Genomic DNA, 18,339 nt, shown 5'->3' with positions numbered 1-18,339 from the left:
AGCGATCCCGCGCCGGGATCAAAACCGGCGGTGGATCACGCAAGCGTCACGCCCGACGATACGTCCGAACTCCCAAGCATAGAATTCCGCCGTCGATCGCTTGGGAAAGACGGTCGCAAACCGGGCGTCGCACCATTGTCCGGTACCGATTTGCAGAAAAAATGGCCCCGTCGCACAGAACTGTTCGTCCTTGCCTCGGTCGAGTCGCTGGATCAGAAACCCGCCATCGACGGATTTCCAAGGCCGTTGATCGAAACAAGCGGCATCGTCTTCAGGGCACTCGTCCCAACTCTCTTCGTCAAACTGGTACATCGTGTACTCGCATTTTCGGGGGAAAGGAAAGCTGCGACAACAATGACGAACCGTTTTGACACGTCTGGTCAAAGCGTCGATCGGGCTTGGACGCTCCTGCCGCGGGTGGGTGGCGACAAGTTCGCAAAGGCACGCAACAAATGCAGGGACAGCCGATGAAATAGAATGTGGGCCGCCCCTCGCTCCCCTTATTCCTGTACCAGAAAGTTCGGTCGTCCATGAATCCACCACCGCAGAATGGTTCACCCTTGCTGGTTCGGTTTCTGGCGGCTTTGCTGTTGTTTGGTGTTGCCGACGCAGCGGCGGATGATGTTCCCGTTGATCTGCCTCAGATCCAGTTGGTGCTATTGACACCGGCCGACGTGGAACCGCCACCGGGGTATCGAGAACGCTTGACGCAGATCGCTAACTACACGGACAAGTTCTTTCAGAACTGGATGGCACGACAGGGCTATCCACCGAATCGAAAGAGTCTTTTCACTCACGACGATGATGGCGACGCGAGAGTATTGGTGCTCCGTGGAAAGCAGAACGCGGCAAGCGGAATCTATGATCGCCCGAGTTTGGTTAACGAAGTATTTCAAACGGCCATTCCTCAATACTCGATTCCAAGGCACCTGCATGTTTGGTGGATTCACGTTTACCTGGGGCCGGATCGTGAGTACACCGACTACCGCGGTTCGGGCGACGCGGCCGGTGGTGGCAGCAGCGTCGCGCGCTATTCAACCATGCCCGGCAAAATTGACTTGGCCAAGCCAATGATGGAGGGATTTCACGAAACCTATACGCTCAAAGGTATCATTCACGAACTCGGCCACGCTCTCGGTCTGCCGCACATGGGGCCACGCAAGCAGGACGCCGCCGGTAACACGTTGATGGGGCCGAACCAATTCGAGTGGAAGCGAATTGTTGGGCGACCAGAACCGCGTACGTACCTCAGCCAAGCTTCCGCCGCGATGTTGTGGAGACATCCGCTGTTCAGCGGGTCTACCGAGCAACGTCAACGACGGCCGATGATCGTCGTTGAGAATTTGGAATGCGAATACGATCAAGCGAAGGACAGTGTCTTTGTCCGAGGTCGGCTAAGCAGTGACGTCACCGCTCACTCCGTTGTCGTGATCGATCATTCAGCGAAAACGCCAAGTGAGTATTGGCAACAGCATTACACCGCTCGGTTGCAGCCCGATGGGGCGTTTTCAGTCGAGGTGACCCATCCGATGCCGGCTCCCGGAACGCTCAAGATTATTTTCTGTTTTGACAACGGTGCGGTGTCTGGGACCACAGGAGAGTTAGGGTTCAGTGGCGCAATTGAACGCCCCTATGAGTTTGAGAAAAGCAGAATCGTGTTTCGCTAGAGCAGCGGTAGCGGGACTCCGATCGATCAGCGGGTCTGCTCGTCGCCGTCGTGCACTATGAAGTCGGTTTCGTGTGCAAGTTTCCGTCGTGCAAACGGACGACGAGATCGGCAAGCGTTGTTGCTTCGGCACTGTCGTGGGTGACATGTAGCACCGTTACGCCGGTGTCGCGATTGATGTTTCGCAGCAACGTTTGCAAACTCTTTCGTGTGGTTTCATCCAGAGCACTTAGCGGTTCGTCTAGCAACAACGCCTCCGGCCGAAATGATAAGGCGCGGCCCAAGGCGACTCGTTGTGATTCGCCGCCGCTCAGGTTTACCGGCTTTCGATCCAGCAGGTGCGTGATGTCCAGTTGTTGGGCGATGGCTTCTACTTCGGCGGTAGTCAAAGCGGTGCGGGGACGGCGCATGCGAGGTGCGAAGGTGAGATGTTCTCGGACCGTCATGGTTGGAAACAGTGCCAAGTCCTGCGGTACGTAGCCCGTATTTCTTTCGGCCGGTCGTAGATTCGTGACATCTCGATCCCCGACAATGATGCAGCCTGAGGAAATTTTGCGCAAGCCACAGATCGTTTCCACCAACGTCGTCTTTCCAGCGCCCGTTTGACCCATCATCACCGCGTACTGGCCGGTCGCAATCTGCAAATCAATATGCGAAAGTTGAAATTCGCCTGCCGAAATGGATACATCCCTAAGTTCGATCATCGGGCGATACCCGTGCCGATCCAACGCAGCGTGACCAAAACGACGATGGCGATTCCCACCATCAACAACGACACCGCGACGGCCGATCCGAGTTCGCCGATGCTGAGTTCCAAATAGACGCTGGTGGAGAGCACTTCCGTCTTCATTCGCGTTGCACCGGCGAAGACCAGGATCGGTCCAAACTCGCCGAGCGATCGGGCCCAGGCGATCGTCGTCGCGGCAACCATTCCCGGGCCAGCCTGTGGCAGCGCGACGTGAAAGAATGCTTGGCCGTGATTGCATCCCAGCGTACGGGCGACGTCTTCGGCGCGTCGATCCATTTGTTGGAATGTCCCTCGCATCATCCGAACTGCAAATGCGCAGGCGACACAAAATTGTGCCATCACAATCGCCGGCCAATGGTGGGTCACCGCAATGCCTGTGGTGTCGCGTAGCCACGATTCCAGCGTCCAATCACCAACCGGCAAATGAAATAAGATCAACAAGCTTAGGCCGAGTACCAATGGGGGAAGGACCAGCGGCACATCCACGATCAGATCGACAATCGCTCGTCCCGGAAATCGAAACCGTGTTAGCAAGTAAGCCAGTGGTGTGGCGACCCAGATGGACGATATGGCCGACACCGTACACGTTAGCAACGTCAATCGAATCGACGCTCGGATTTCGGGCTTCGATATTGCGTGGCGAAACTCATGGAACGACGTGAAAGAAATATCGGCCGCGATCAGCATTGCGATCAGGACAACGAAACACGATGACAACCCTGCCATCACGATAAAGAACGGTACGTCCGAGCGAGGTTTCATGTCCCGTTCGCCTCGGCCGGATGAAAACCAAACTGGCGATAGATTGCTTGCCCACCGTCGTCATTCAACAGAAAGCCGACGAACTTGATTGCCCGTTCCCGTTGGTCGCTGGATGATAGGATGCCGATCCCCAACTCCGCCGTCGTGTCAACGAGTTGCTCGATTTGTATCGCATGCAGATCGGGGTAGCTTTTCAGCATCGCATCGAAGATGAATCCCACGTCGGCCGATCCCAACACGACATCGTTGGCGACTTCGGTCACCGAAGTGTGGTAGGTGTCCGTGGCCCGGTCGATTTTTTCCCAATAGCCGATCGACGCGAGTCGGTCGCGAGTCAATCGACCAACGGCTGCAGTATCGGGGTTGGCTTGTGACAATCGAATGTCGCGGCGATCCAGGTCGTCTAACGTGGCGATCGACTTGTGGTTGTCACGCCGCACGACGGCGACAACGTTCATCGACGCGAGGGCGAACGAATCGCTTATCCTGCCTTGGGCTGCGGCGTGCGACAGATAACTGTCGTCGGCTGGTAAAAATAGATCGCCGGCGTTTGTGATTTCGATCGACGAAAGCAGCGTTTGAGATGCGCCGTATTGAACAACGACTTCGTCACCGCATCGTCGATGATATTCGCGACAGCACGCGTCGATGACACCACGGTTGCTGGAGGCACACAAAACCACTAACGGTCTTTGATCCGACACGGATGATGCATTTCGTTGAACACGGTCGGCGCCGCACAACAATCCCAACGCACAACCCCAGATCAGGATGGAGCCGGTCATAGCAGCGATCAATTTCGATCTGCCGGTCATGATGTTGCGTGCTCCTGGTAGGGTGAGGATTCGTCACAGGTCAGCTTGGAAATACCGTATGATCCAGCTTTCAAACATATCTTAGCAACGGGCACACGAAACGGGCACCGACGGTCTCATTTGCGATCTTCGATCTGGAAACCCGTTGAGAACTCGCAAACGATATTGAAAGCTGGACCGGATGAGCGTTGTATTGGTGATCGGTTGCGAGGACGAATTTCGGTTGGCGTTGCCCTGGTGCCAACGACTGGCGCGGCAAAACGAACTGCCCATTCAGATCGTAATTCGCGGCCTTGATCGAAAAGTTCTGACCGAGCAACTTCGGCGATCAGCAGCCGAGCGATTGGAGACCCCGTCGGATCGCGTGACGGTGAGTAATGTCGATGAATCGGTCGACGCGGTGCTAGAAGTCCTTGTCCAATCGAATTGCAAGAAGCTGTTGATTTGTTATCAAACGAACGACCACAGTTGGCAGCAGAATTTGTTCGAGCGCGCTACATGCGACGTGATGTGGATCCATGTTGGAACCGATGATAATTCGAACTCGCTGGGTCGCCTATTCGCAGTCGACGTTGATGCCGGCAGAGACTCGATTCGACTCGGGCGATCGATGTTGGGAATCGTGTCGGACGAGTCTGTCAACTTTATGGGCGATGAATCGAGTGATATTGCGAACGAGGCTGTGGACGGCGATTTAGTCTTGGTGGGTGTTGATCCGCTGAGTGATTCAGATTCGCTTTATCAGTGGGCGCGGAAGCAGATATCGCAACCTTCGGCGTCCCATTTCGCGATTCTGCGAGATGGCGACACGCTGATCGACAATGCAGCCGCTCGAATTCGGAAGTGGTTCGGGACCATCGCTCCGCCAATGGATCGCGAGCAGCGGATGGCGTTGGCACAAGACGTTGAAATCGGATCGAGACCCAATTTGGAATTCTTTGCGTTGATTTCCGCAGCCGCAATGTTGGCGGCCTTCGGATTGGTACAAGACTCGGCCGCGGTCATCATCGGAGCGATGTTGATTGCACCGCTGATGACTCCGATCATGGGCGCCGGTTTGGCACTCGCTCATGGAAATCGACCGTTGTTCGAATCGTCATTGCTGACGATCGTGCTTGGGTTCGTCGGCGCGCTACTCTCGAGCATTCTGATGGGATGGATGGTCGGTCTGTTTCAAGAGTTGGTTGCAACAGACGAGATGTGGGCCCGATGTCGACCGTCGCCACTCGATTTTGGCGTCGGAATGATCGGCGGACTCGCTGCGTCGTACGCCCGTACGCGTTCCCACTTGTCATCGGCGCTGGCCGGTGCTGCGATTGCGGCGGCTCTGGTGCCACCGATCTCCACAGCCGGTTTACAGATTGCGATGGGAAACTGGCATCCAACAGAGAAAGGATTTCCGATCGCCGGGCCGCTGCTTTTGGTCTCGGTCAACGTGCTAACGATCATGATCGGATCGTCGTTTATCTTGTGGGCGCGCGGGATGCGAAGCGAGACGAAGATTGATTCGCGATCGAGGTGGTCGTTGCGAATTCTGGCCAGCTTGTTGGGGATTGTGCTGTTGGCACTGATTTGGCTGCTTCGCTGGTCCGCCGCCGAAGTGTCAATCGGTTAGGGATCCGTCGCAGTTTACTCAGGTAGCGAAACATCGCTGGCATCGACGAAACTTTGACGAATGGAGATGGCATCCTCTTTGCGTTTCAAAAACGCATCAAGAACCGTCGGATCGAAGTGCGTTCCACGACCATCGATAAGGATTTCAAAGCACTTGTCGATTGGAAAAGCTGCTTTGTAGGGTCGTTGTGATCCCAACGCGTCAAACACGTCGGCGACGGCGACGATGCGACCTTCGATAGGAATGTTCTTGCCCGCCAGCCCGTTGGGGTATCCTGAACCGTCCCACTTTTCGTGGTGCGTCGCGGCAATCACCGACGCTAGTTTCAGAACCGGTGACGTCGTCGAACTCATGATCTGCATGCCTACCGAGGTGTGCTGTTTTAGCCGGATTGATTCTTCGTGGCTAAGCGGGTTGATGATCCTACGTCCGATTCCACAGTGGCCGCGCATGATATCGAATTCGTGTGGATCCAATTTTCCCGGTTTGTGCAGAACCGAATCGGGAACGCCGATCTTGCCGACGTCGTGCAGTTGAGCCGCTTGCTCGATCAAGTCAATCGCGGCACGCGGAAAGCCCAATTCAATCGCGATCAACGCGGCGTAGCGACCCACACGCAAGACGTGTTGCCCGGTGTCGTCGTCGCGGTATTCGCCGGCTCTCGCTAAGCAGTGAATCGCCTCTTGTCGTGAACGAATCAGTTCGCGAGTCCGCAGGCGGACCTGTTTTTCAAGTTGCTCGGAATACTGAGCCAAGTGATCCTGGTACGCCTTGACTGCCAATACGTTTTCGACGCGAAGGATCAGCTCACTCGGGTCGACCGGTTTCGCCAAAAAGTCGGCCGCACCCAAACGAAGGGCTTGCAGCTTGATGTCGGACGAAGTGCTGGCGGTCAGCACGACGGTCGGAATCAGCTTCAGTTCCGGATCGGCTTTCAACGCTTCCAGAATCTGCAAACCAGACACCTTAGGCATGTTGATATCTAGCAGGACGATTTCCGGGCGATGATTCTGAATCAACTCCATCGCGCTGGTCGAATCCGTCGTGGTGATGAACTTCGAAAACCCGTCTTCTTCCAAGTACGCACGAACGATTTCGATGTTGGTGTCTTCGTCATCGACGATCAGTACCTGCGATTCGCGCACCGCTGCGCCGTCACGTTCTAACGACATCGGCGAGAACGTCGTCTCCGATAAGAGAGCGCTTTTCGTTGGGTCGTCGGCAGCAACGCTGAACACGTTGCTCGATGGACCGGCGATGGCGGATGTGTCGTTCATGATCGGTAGCGGTGAGGCCTGTTTACGAAGCTATCTTCGAAAGCGTAGGTTGAAGTCGCGTCTTGCTTGATTCGGGAAAGAAAGCTGGATGCGTATTTTATGACAGCGAATCGGTTGTAACGGATGTTTCGGTTTTCTCGGCTTGGATTGCCTCGGGAACCACAATGCGGCTTCGCATCCGTCTTAGTTCGGACAACGTTTCAATGATCGCATTCCATTCACCGTCCCTTCCAAGCACTTCCAGTTGAGCCGCTTGTTCGGACAAATCAGCGAAACCACAATTGCCGCTCGAGCCTTTCAGGGAGTGACCCATCTCGGTCAGCGCGCTGCGGTCTTCGCTTGCGATCGCTTCTTCGATCGCGTCAAACCGTTGATCCAGTCGATCGACGAATTGCGACACAATCTCGCGAAACCGTTCTTTGTGGATTGGCAGCGTGGAACGAATCGGAGCATCGGTGATCACGGGCGCCGTCAAAGCGAGTAAGTCGTCGCCATCGTGCGCGGTCGGGGTCGTCGCCGGTTCGACTTCGGCAGAAACCTGAATGCCCGCGATCGCGGCTAGCATCGAGATCAGCCTGTCAAAGTCGACGGGCTTCGTCAGAAAACCCGTACATCCGGCGTCTCGGCATTCTTGTTCGGCGTGTTGCATCGCGTGGGCGGTCAAGGCAATGATGGGGACGCTGTAACCCTCGGCACGAAGGTTCCGTGTCGCGGTGTAGCCGTCCATGACCGGCATTTGCATATCCATCAGAATGACGTCCCACTCGGCACTGTGGGCTAATTCCATCGCTTCCAGCCCGTTCTCGGCCGTCGCGTACGTGGCACCCGCTTCTTCCAAGATCACGCTCATCAAGTCCCGGTTTTCTTGGCCGTCGTCGACCAACAGGACTCGCAAGTTTGGCAATCGAATCGCCAAACGGGTTTCGATCTCGGATGCAGATTCCAATTCGTCGATGTTGGGTTGGCGAAGCGTCGCGCCGTCCGCGCATTTTCCGTCGATCGTGACCGTAAAAACGCTACCGTGCCCTGCTCGACTGGCCACCGTGATTCCACCGCCAAGAGCTTCGGCGAACCGCTTGCTGATCGAAAGTCCAAGTCCCGTGCCGCCAAAACGTCGCGTCACACTCGCATCGGCTTGCGAGAACGGATCGAAGATTTTCTTTGCTGCTTCGGGCGACATGCCAATGCCGGAGTCGACAACGTCGAAGATCATTCTCGGTTGCGTGGGATCGTCATCCCAACGTACAACGACTTTAACGCCGCCTTGTTCGGTGAACTTGATGGCGTTACCAACAAGGTTGGTTAATATTTGTCGAATGCGTGCCGGATCGCTCAATACTGCGGTTGGAATGAGACCATCGAATTCGTATTCCAGCGGAATTGATTTCTCTTCGGCGCGAATTCGCATGACCGTGACAACTTCAGCAACGATTCGATCTGCCTCGACCGGAATCGATTCGACTTCCAAGCGATCGGCCTCGATTTTCGACAAGTCCAGGATGTCGTTGATCAGATTGAGGAGGTGAGTGCCGCTGGAGTGAATCGTATTGAGATGTTTGCGACGTTTGCTTTCGTCGTGTTCGATGTTTCGTCGCAAGACTTCGGTGAACCCGAGGATCGCATTCATGGGTGTGCGTATCTCGTGACTCATGTTGGCCAGGAATGCGCTCTTGGATTGGTTCGCCGCTTCCGCAGCGTCACGAGCCTTCGCCAACTCAACTTTGTTCTCCTCTAGCACTGTGATGTCTTCGAGCGTCACCATCGTGCCGCAGCCGATGATGGGCGTGCTGTTCACGTTGAGCGTCCGATGGTGGCCGTCGACTTCGATTCGCATCAGTCGGCCGTTCACCATCGTGCCAGTGCGAAGCGATTCGTCCCAGGGTAATTCGCCCTCGCACACCCAGGGAATCGACGACGTCTTTTTGCCTTCGGTGGCTTTGACATCACGCCGCAGGCATTCCCCAAGCATTTGGTTCATCAAGATGATTCGGTCACGGTCGTCGATCAGCAGCACGCCGACGCCGAGGCGATCAAAGGTGTCGCGGACATGTTTTGGAGCCGCCCCGTGCGGATCGAGGCTCTCGAGCGTCTTCCGAAGAAAGAACGAAAACTGAAGCAAACAGCCCGGGATCAAAACGACTAACAACCAAGCGGGCGCCCAATGGTTGAGGCCCAGAAATCCGCCGCTGGGTTCAAACGAGACCTCGAGCTGGCCGAATCGTTTTCCACTCCGAAAGACGGGCACGGACATGCGGTTGATATCGGCCTCTTGATTGAACGTCCACGTCGAACCGTGTGTTCCCGTTGCCACCAGCATTTCACCCGTTTCGGCTCGAAAGCCAATGCTGATGATCTGTTCGTCACGCGCCACGATCGATTGCAAAATTATGTCCAGCGATTCAATTTTTTCCTCGGCGACCATCGCTGTCGCGCTGATCGCTAAGGTCTCACACAGTTTTGCGCGGCCGCGCAGCAGTTCGCGTTGCTCGTTGGGGAAGAATCCGAATGCGCTTGCGCAAAGGAGCGTGCCAACCATCAACGCGACGAGTCCGATTGAAATTCGAACGCGGACTGGGATGCGAGAGTAAAGACGTTTCATAGTGCGTTAGTAGCGGTGGGACGTAAGCGGTCGTATCAGACGCAAACAGAGGTGGGTGGATGGGGCGGACTAAGTTGGTTCTGCGCTGTCGACGTCTTGTTGGTCGAGCGCCTCGCTTCGACGTGACATCAGTTCTTCGAGAGACTCGTCGTCAGAGTTTTCGCCGCCGCCTTGCATGATCAGCAAGGGGTCAACGGCTCGCCAAGCTGGCATCTGGGCCAACAATCCCGATGCAAGAACGCCGCTGCGAATCGCCCATGCGACGATACCGACGGTCACGCTGGATGCGGCGGCGCCGGTCGCGCCAACGACGATCAGGTCGCCTTGGATTTGCGATTCAATCTTGCCTCGCTGCTCATCCAATTGATCCCACATTGCGCCAGGTTTGGTCATGACCATGTAGTTCAACTGCGCGGCCGTAAAGGATGATGCCACGTTCAGTGCCGAGCCCCGGTTGCCTTGATTGGTGTTTTCGTTGGTTACGGATCGAGAACTCGCGTCGTTGCCATCGCTCGACCCGTCCGCCTCATTCGCCAACAAGGCCACAGCTTCGTCAGCATCTCGCGATTCGAATTCCGCTTCGAGAACATTCGTAGGTGCAACGAACGAACTCAGTACATCATCGCCAGCGTCGTCGTCATCAGATTGTTGGTTTGCCGGGTTGACGCCCCCGACTACGTTAGGCGTCTTTGCCGTATCTGCTTTGGATGATTCGGAACTGGAGTCTTCGTCGCGATCGGAATCTTTCTCGGTGGCGGTTGACGTCGTTGGATCGTCCGTCGACGGTTGGAATGACGGTATGATTACTGTCACCGGGGGAGTCGGTGGATTTGTTGTCGAAGCCGCTGGAGGTTCAACTTGGTCGACGACCTGGACAGTGAACGAAGACTGAGTCGTTTGGCCGCCGTCGTCGGTTGCTGTCACGATGACATCGATGCTTGGTTCGGTTTCGAAGTCGAGCGCAAAGGTCGGTTTCAACCTCAGAACTCCCGACACGACGGTAAACCGAGCGTCATCAACGGAGTACGTGTGGTTGTCACCCAAGTCGGGGTCCGTTGCCAATAGGTTGCCGACGATGGCACCGTTGCTTTCTTCATCGACGAAGACGTCGTCGAGCGTTACCGACGTCGGTGCATCATTGACGGAAACGATCGACAGATTCATGGATTGTGATGTTGGTGAGACCGAGTCGTCGGATGTCACAGTCATGGTGGCGACGGTCGAACTTCCGGGCGCTGACTGGTTCTCGATGGGAACGAACGCCAGTTGTCGGATCGCCGCGGTTGCAGCCGTTTCGGTCGTGCTGAGAAGTCGATATTGGCCGGCCGCGATCTTTGTGAATCCCGATGACGCAAGAGACGTGGATGTGAACTGGCCGTAGATGTCACCGCCTGCCACGGTGATGGTAACGGTCACGTCTTCGCCATCCAGTTCAGAGAAAGTCACCGTCGAGAATGGTTGTACGGTGACTTTGTCCTGAGTCGTTCGGTCAGCGATACCGGTGATCACCGGAGTGTCATTGATTGCGGTAACGTTCAAGCTGACGGTGACGGTATTGGAGGTCGAAAAACCGTCGGTCGTGCTGTAGGTGAACGAATCCCCGCCGACAAAGTTGACGATGGGCGTATAGGTGAACGTGCCGTCGGCATTGAGCGAGAACGAACTGGCAAAACTTGGTCCACTGACCAACGTTGCGACCAACGTATTGTCAGAATCGGCAATGTCGTTTCCGAGCACGCCAGCGGCATCCTGTTCGTATCCGAATCGGACAAACGCACTGTTCGTGGATCGATGGTCGGCAGCGATTCGGTCGGGCGATTGAATGCCGTCTTGAATTCGTACTTCGTCGATGCGTCCTTCGAACGTGCGATTGTTCGCAGCCTGATTTCCGACCAGAAGATTGAACGCGGCATCGTTACCGCTGGTTCCGACGGGCGCCACGTTCTCCGTTACGGTTTGTTGGATACCATTGATATAGATGATCGGATTGTTGGCACTGGACGAACTATCGAACGTTACCGAAACGGACTGCCATTGGTTCAGTTGGATGGAGTTCGGTGTGACTCTCCATCGGCCGATGCCACCAGAGAACCCGTGTTCAAAGATCAGCGACTGATTGGCTGAGTCCAGTGAAAGGTCCCAACCGGACGTCGTCGGTGAGACGGTATTGCTCTTATCGAAAATGCGACCGTAGCCATTTTCACCCCAACCGCTCGGGTTGATCCACGCCGATACGGTGGCCCCGCCCGCGAAAAGGTTGTCAAACGCGGCGGAAGATCCCAAGTTTACGACGTCGTTAACGCCATCAAACGATCGCGATCCCCCAACGATGCCCGTCGCATTCGTCGTGCCCGAATCGACGCCGTGTCGACCGACCGCCGTAGCGTCGTTCGTCGTTGAATCAAAGTGATAGACGCCGGTATAACCGTCGGACCAAACGGTCGCGGTATTTTGGCCGTCGGCGGCGCCTGCGTTTCCGTAGTACATCCAAACAAAGTCTGTGTTTGAACTCTGGTTGACGGTCGGAACTTTCACCCAAACGTACGAACTGCCTGCTTCGTTCCAGGATTCGATTTGGTGGGCTAGCAGTACACCGTCGCCGTCAACAAATCGAAGGTCTTGGCCTGCGTTTTGTGTCTTGGAATAGTCGATCCGCGTCGCGTCGATGCGGATCAAGACCGGCATGTCGGTCAAGTTGCTTGCTTGATTCAGGTTGTCAAACGAAAGCGTCCGTCGATTGGACCAGTTCGCGTCGAACCACTGCGTCGACGAATCAAATGTCGTATCTTCGTCGAAAGTGTATGTATCACTGGTTGCAACGACCGGGTCGGTTTCAATCGTGTCGCCGACGGTCATCGAGTGCAAAGCAGAGTTGTCGGGATTGCCGGGGATGGTCGCGTCGTCGATATTGACGGATACGTCAAGCGAAGCGTTTGTTTCGAAGTCCAAGGATGCCCCGGCGATAAGTCGAAGCTGATTGCCTGCGATTTCGAACATGGCCGCGTCATCGCCCGACAGCGACAGTGTTTCGGTTCCTAGGGCATCGTCGGTTACCGAGATGGTGGCTACGACAATCGCGGACGTGGTGTCGCTGTCCTCGTCAATGTTCGTGATCACTGGCGTCAACGAGACTGATGGAGCTTCGTTTTGGTCGGTAATGCTGACCGTAAGCGTTTCATCATAGATATTGTTTGCCGAGTCGATCACGCGGACGACAACGGAATACGAACCTTGTCGTTCGAAGTCCAACATCCCATCACTTAAGATAAGTTCATTGGACGCGTTGATCGTAAACTTCGTTTCATCAGTGCCGCCGACAATTGCCCAAGTGAACGTCTCGCCGGCGTCCGAATCCGTGGCGGTTAAAGTGCCAAGGTTGACGCCAAGAGTCGAGTCGGTATTCTCGGCAACCGAGAGCGTATTGGGTGCGATGTCGGTTGGTGCTGCGTTAGTGACGGTATAGAAAAGTTGTAGTTCAGGCGGCGATCCGCCGTCGCGACTGGAATACGTATATGAATTTCCGCCACCAGCTTCGCTTCCAATGATTACGCCGTTGTTTACGGTGGATCCCGTGATCCAACTTTGGACGAGCGAGGTGACGTTCCAGGCGTGTTGTCCAGTTGTCGTTGCATCAAAGGTTGCCACGGCGGTCGAATTGAATGTTCCGCCGTTCCACGCGTTCGTGCTCGTGCGATCATCCCAGCTTGGGAAGCCAACTGACCCGTTTTGGTTGCCTTCGACCCAGGCCTCGGTGACTTCATAGACGCCGATTCGGAAAGTTCCCGCACCGGCGTTTGCCTGCATCGTCAACGTGGCGCCGGTGATGGTGGCACCCACCGGGATGCTGCTGAAATCGAATTTCAGCAAGATTCGCGAATCGCCGATGCTGCCGCCCGAGTGATCAACGATCAGCGTTGTGGAAACTCCATAGTTGAAGTCCGGATTGTCTTTATCCAGATAGGTATCGTCCGACGGATTCAGGGTTGTCGTCGGAATCTCAACCACGTCGGTGGTTGTCACGCTATGGCTGGCCGAGTCGTCGGGGAATCCAGCGATCGTGGCGTCGTCGACTTGTACGGTTACGTTAAGCGTCGGATTCGTCTCATAATCCAGGCTCGCGCCAGCCCTCAAACGCAGGTCACTGCCAACGATCTCGAAAAAGGCCGCGTCCAATCCGGCCAGCGAAAGTGTCGCGCTGCCGAGAGCATCATCACTGACTACGATCGTCGCAACCACGATCGCGGAAGTCGTGTCGGTGTCTTCGCTCAACGTCACGACGACGGGCGTCAACGCTACGCTGGGCGCCTCGTTCACGTCAGAGATCGTGATCGTATGTGAGGCAGTGTCATCTGGGGTACCGCCAATGGTCGAGTCATTGACGTTCACGGTGACATCAAGTGCACTGTTCGTTTCGAAGTCTAGCCAGGTTCCCGCGACTAGCCTTAGTTCATAGCCAACAATTTCGAACAGCGACGCATCATCGCCCGAAAGAGTCAGTGTATTGGTACCCAAGGCATCATCCGTCACGGTGATCGACGAAACGACGATGGCGGAAGTTGTATCGGTATCCTCGGCCAAAAGTGTCGTGGCCACGCTTAGCGAAACGGTGGGTGCTTCATTGATGTCGATGACCGAAATGGTTAGCGTTTCGACGAAGGGATTTCCGCTGGAATCGGTGACGCGAACGTCCACTTCATAGGAAGCTTTTGCTTCGTAGTCCAGAACGCCGTCGGTTAGCATCAATTGGTTGTTGGATGCCCCGCCAATTGAGAAGCGAGCTTGATCGGCACCACCGACGACTGCCCAGGTGAATGGAGTACTTGAGTCTGCGTCCGTCGCCGAGAGTACGCCGACACTGAATCCGCTTGCTGTGTTTGTGTTTTCGTTGACCGTCGAATTGGATATCGCAATGTCGGTGGGAGCCTGGTTGACCGGCATGGAAATGGCCAGTGTGGTCGTTGCGATTTCGCTTACCGAAACCCCGTCGCTGGCAACGAACGTGATGGTGCGACTGGTGCCAGTCGCCGGATTATTACTGTTGTTGTAGGTGACCGTGCGAAGCACTTGTTGGTAGTTCGCGGTCGTGTCTGAACCGGATAACGTGAGCGTTCCGGCGGTATAGTTTGCCGTGATCGAAGTACCCGACGTGATGGCCGCAAGCACTTCGCTGGCACCGTTTTGGCGATCCGTGATCCTTATCGTTAGCGATTGCAGATGCGTACTGTCAGAGTCGATGATCGTGGCGTCTGTATCGGCCACCGAGACTGCTCCGCCACCATTGAAGAAGGTTCTCGAAAAATTGATACCGGTGGCGCCCGAACTGTTATTCGAGTCAAGGTCCAAGGTCGGTGCTTCGAGATGGAATTGACGTGCGAATACTCCGCTGGTGTCTGTGTTCCCAGACTGTGTGCCGTTGCCGCTCCATGTCACAACAAAGTTGTCCATGTCTAGCATGGCAACGGATGAAAACTGTTGGTCGCCTGTGGTGCTGATGTTGACCTGCGAAGCAGTGGCGATTGCGCCGGTGTCGGCATCGTATCGACGGAACTTCACCGAGCTTCCGTTTCCGTCTCCGTTATCGTCGCCGTGGTATACGACGATGAAGTCGCCGTTGTCTGCCATCGCAATCGAAGGTTGCGTGTTGTCCGAACTGAACGATTGATTGCTGACTTGGAAGAGTCCCAATCGCTCGGTCCCATCGGCGTGAAAAGCCCGCCCCCAGACACCAGCGCCAAGTCCAGCGAATCCGTTGGTTCGATACAGGACCACGGTGCGACCGAGCGAGTCAATCTCTACGGTTGACCCCATTGCTGCGGCAGCGGTACTGTCAACCAAGATGTCACTGGTCGGTGGAATCGGAGTTCCACCAGCGGTAAATTGACGTAGATAAATTTCGCCTGCGGATTCCCACGTGATTGCGAATTGTCCGCTATCGTTGATAGCGACGCTCGCTTCGTTTTCGTCACCAATATTGTCAAAGTTGGCGCGTACTTCGGTGCCGTCGATCGCTGTTCCGTTCGCATTGAATCGACGGTAGAAAATTCCATCATTGTCACCTACGCCGTTGCCTTCCCAAGCGACGATGAACGTGCCGCTACCGTTGACCGCAATGCTTGAGTTGGATTGGATGCCGCCTGTCGTGGTGTTCACCACAAAATTAGTGCCAATCGCGTCTCCGTTGGCATCAAATCGCCGAGCGTACACGTCTTGCGGCACATCGAGGGCATTGGTCAGCGTCCAAGTCACAACGAAGCTGCCGTCATCAGCCGTCCCGACACGCGCCCATTTTTGATTGTTTGCTGGTAGATCGGCGACGGTGATGTCGCCTGTTAACGCCGTTCCGGATGAATCAAAACGTTTTGCGAAGACGCCCCAACCGTCGCCGTCCTGATTCAAACTTGACCAAACGACGACATAGCTGCCGTCGTCTGCCACCGCGACCGATTGTTGGCTTCCGCGATCTTGGCCGCTTGTCTCTTGGACCGATCCGGTTGTCGTGTTGACGCGAAATTCAGAGGTTGCACTCATTTCGCGTCGTTCGAATGCACCGATATCGACAAGAGAGGTGCGTTCGACGCCGCGTTGGTCGGTGGCAGGTGCGCCCGTTGCGGTTCCCGCGTTATAGGCAAGGCTGGAAGTCGTGATCGCGTGAGTTTTCCCGAAACCACCGTTGTCGGCGAGCAGGCCCAAATTCGCACTCGAGCCCACCACGTCGGTCCCACCGAATCCGCTGCCTCCGGTAACGTCCAGGATTAAGTTGTTCCCAAGGCTGCTAAAAGATCCCTGAACGTCGGCGTTTGCCGAAGTCACAGTGTTGTCTGAGATGATCGTGTTGACGATGCTGACGGATCCAGCTTGCCGGCGAATGCCGCCGGCATTACCAGCGTTGTTGAAGGCGAGCGTCGAATTTGTGATCGTTGTCGTACCGGTGCTGTAGACACCGCCACCCGACGAGCTGGCACTGTTGTTGCTGAGCGTCGCGTTGGTCAGATCCAGCGTTCCGGTCGTGTAGATCCCTCCGCCCGAACCGGCTTGGTTTCCGCTGAATGTCACTCTCAGCAAATTCGCTGTTCCGGCCGATTCAATTCCACCGCCTCGCGTGGTTCCGCCGTCGCCATTGTTTTGGATGATGACGTCGGTAAGGTTCAGTGTCGCACTGCTGTTGACATAAATTCCGGCGCCGAAAGCACCACGATTGCCCTGGATGACCACACGATCCAGCGTCGCAGTGCCGCCCTCGATGTAAACGCCGCCACCGTTGCCGGTTGTGAATCCGTTTTGGATTGTTACGTCCGAGAACGCAACGATCGCGGAGGCGTTATCGATATGGAAAACCCGATCGAGGGCACCGCCATCGATGATCGTATTGCCAGCCCCGTTTCCGGAAATAGTGAGACTCTTGTTGATGTCGAAGTCGCCGGTTAACGAGTTGTTCTCGCCGGTGCCTAAAATTGAAACGGTATACGTTCCGGTCCCCAGGATGATCGTATCGCCGCTGCTTGCTGCAATGATCGCCTCTCGAAGCGACGTTAATCCGTCACCCGCATTGATGATGTCGTTGTAGGTTGTGACCGTAATCGTACTGAGTTTTCCGAGCCACTCTTGTTGAAGTTGGGCACTGGTCGCGATCTCTGTCTCGATGGATCCGGTTGTGAATTCGAGGTTCCAATTACCGCCAAAGGACGAATGACCCGTGTCGTCATCGCTGGCGGCGACGTCGGCTTCGGTCAACGAACCGATCGCTTCAATCAAATATCGCCCGTTATCGGTTGCTGCCAAATCGCAACCGTAAATCAGAATGTCGGCGCCCGTGTTCAGCGAGGATTGCCATGAAGCAATTTGCGACGCATAACCCGAGAGATTCGTCGCACCCAGGTTGGCGGACCCGAGACGTACGTTTCCATTTTCGGCGTGCGAAAATAAATGCACCGCGGCGACTTCGCTTCGCGAATCAAGTATTTCCGTGATCTGGTCAATCCCGTCGCGATCGGCGCCCAAGACGAAAACTTCAAAGTTTCGATCGGAGGCGGCAAAGTCGTCGAGTACTTGGTTGAGGTCGGTGACGCTGGAATCCACGAAAATCAATTCGTAGGGCTTTGCCGTTTGGGGCGAGGCCAATTGGTCGATCGTTGTTGATTGCGACTGAGATACTTCGGCGTCGATCGACTGCGGTTGAAGCTCCATCACCATGGCGGTGTCGGCGCCGATTCCCATGGATGCCACATCGATCGGCGTAGCGCTGAAGAGAATACGCGGTTCCAAGCGTCCTAGATTTGTTGATGGACGTGCGTTCCGCCCGGCGTCACCCGATCCGATCAGACGACGCGCCTGGGTGATCCATCGGTCGATGGTCATCCGGCGTCGCTGCCAGTCGTTTCGGTTGTTTGACATGTCGGTCTGGTGGGCAGCGGATACTTGAAACGAAGTTGGCCCCCCGCGAGCCAGACTTGATCGTCCGAAGGAAATCTAGGAGACGCAAAGCCACACGACGGAATGTTTCACGCAAAAGTGGAGGAATGAACGTCGCCAACGGCGATGGCTAGTGACTTTTTCGATTGAACCGGTCGTGATGGCAAGTTTTGCGGATATTCGGATTGAAGACGCTGAGGTGAGTTTGCCGATTGAAACGACTGTGCACTCGGCGACTCAACACTTGTGCGCAGTGTTGACCGCTACTTTCGATTGGGAAACGTACGTGAAACCGCGGCTTCATCATCAGTTGATTCTCGGACTGACCGCTATTGCATCCATCTCGGGTGCAACGAATGCAGCTGCGCAAACACTCGATAGTTCCGGACGACTTTCGACTTCAACACCGTCGGCGATTTCCGAACAAGTCTGGCAGCACGCGCTTCCG

General features: G+C 55.5%; 9 protein-coding genes. 2 read left to right on the top strand and 7 right to left on the bottom strand.

Annotated features, from left to right (window positions below; translation table 11 throughout):
- Window positions 1-18 precede the first annotated feature (18 nt).
- Window positions 19-312 (bottom strand): hypothetical protein, encoded by a 294-nt coding sequence (locus Poly51_RS11970; RefSeq protein ID WP_146457757.1) that lies wholly within the window; start codon window positions 310-312, stop codon window positions 19-21.
- A 218-nt stretch (window positions 313-530) separates the two neighbouring features.
- Here Poly51_RS11970 and Poly51_RS11965 point away from each other — a divergent pair, with 218 nt between their 5' ends.
- A complete protein-coding gene (locus Poly51_RS11965) occupies window positions 531-1,667 on the top strand; it encodes a hypothetical protein (protein ID WP_146457755.1) in 1,137 nt (378 codons plus the stop codon).
- A gap of 55 nt (window positions 1,668-1,722) precedes the next feature.
- On the opposite strand, the gene Poly51_RS11960 is transcribed toward Poly51_RS11965, so the two are convergent.
- The 3 genes from Poly51_RS11960 to modA are packed head-to-tail and all read right to left on the bottom strand — an operon-like array spanning window position 1,723 to window position 3,961.
- Complete coding sequence (locus Poly51_RS11960) at window positions 1,723-2,370, bottom strand: ATP-binding cassette domain-containing protein (protein ID WP_146457753.1); 648 nt, start codon at window positions 2,368-2,370, stop codon at window positions 1,723-1,725.
- Window positions 2,367-3,176, bottom strand: coding sequence for an ABC transporter permease (locus Poly51_RS11955; protein ID WP_146457751.1), 810 nt, complete (start codon window positions 3,174-3,176; stop codon window positions 2,367-2,369). The genes Poly51_RS11960 and Poly51_RS11955 overlap by 4 nt, the downstream gene beginning before the upstream one ends.
- Window positions 3,173-3,961 carry a molybdate ABC transporter substrate-binding protein gene (modA, locus tag Poly51_RS11950; RefSeq protein ID WP_186775499.1) on the bottom strand — a complete coding sequence of 263 codons (789 nt, stop codon included), beginning with the start codon at window positions 3,959-3,961 and terminating at the stop codon, window positions 3,173-3,175. Before modA ends, Poly51_RS11955 begins: the two co-directional genes overlap by 4 nt.
- A 211-nt stretch (window positions 3,962-4,172) precedes the next feature.
- Here modA and Poly51_RS11945 point away from each other — a divergent pair, with 211 nt between their 5' ends.
- Window positions 4,173-5,606, top strand: a complete 1,434-nt coding sequence (locus Poly51_RS11945) for a DUF389 domain-containing protein (protein WP_146457747.1) — start codon at window positions 4,173-4,175, stop codon at window positions 5,604-5,606.
- 14 nt (window positions 5,607-5,620) lie between these two features.
- Here Poly51_RS11945 and Poly51_RS11940 read toward each other — a convergent pair whose 3' ends face one another.
- The 3 genes from Poly51_RS11940 to Poly51_RS11930 form a co-directional block, all read right to left on the bottom strand.
- Window positions 5,621-6,883 (bottom strand): HD domain-containing phosphohydrolase, encoded by a 1,263-nt coding sequence (locus tag Poly51_RS11940; RefSeq protein ID WP_146457745.1) that lies wholly within the window; start codon window positions 6,881-6,883, stop codon window positions 5,621-5,623.
- Window positions 6,884-6,980: 97 nt separating this feature from the next.
- Window positions 6,981-9,482, bottom strand: coding sequence for a response regulator (locus Poly51_RS11935; RefSeq protein WP_146457743.1), 2,502 nt, complete (start codon window positions 9,480-9,482; stop codon window positions 6,981-6,983).
- 69 nt (window positions 9,483-9,551) lie between these two features.
- The gene (locus tag Poly51_RS11930) at window positions 9,552-17,873 is read right to left on the bottom strand and encodes a DUF2341 domain-containing protein (protein WP_146457741.1); all 8,322 of its coding nucleotides are present in this window, start codon (window positions 17,871-17,873) and stop codon (window positions 9,552-9,554) included.
- Window positions 17,874-18,339 lie beyond the last annotated feature (466 nt).

Source organism: Rubripirellula tenax (assembly GCF_007860125.1).
GTDB classification, from domain to species: Bacteria; Planctomycetota; Planctomycetia; order Pirellulales; family Pirellulaceae; genus Rubripirellula; species Rubripirellula tenax.
Note: the sequence above shows the minus strand (reverse complement) of the source record. Positions and strands in the feature narration are given on the sequence as shown.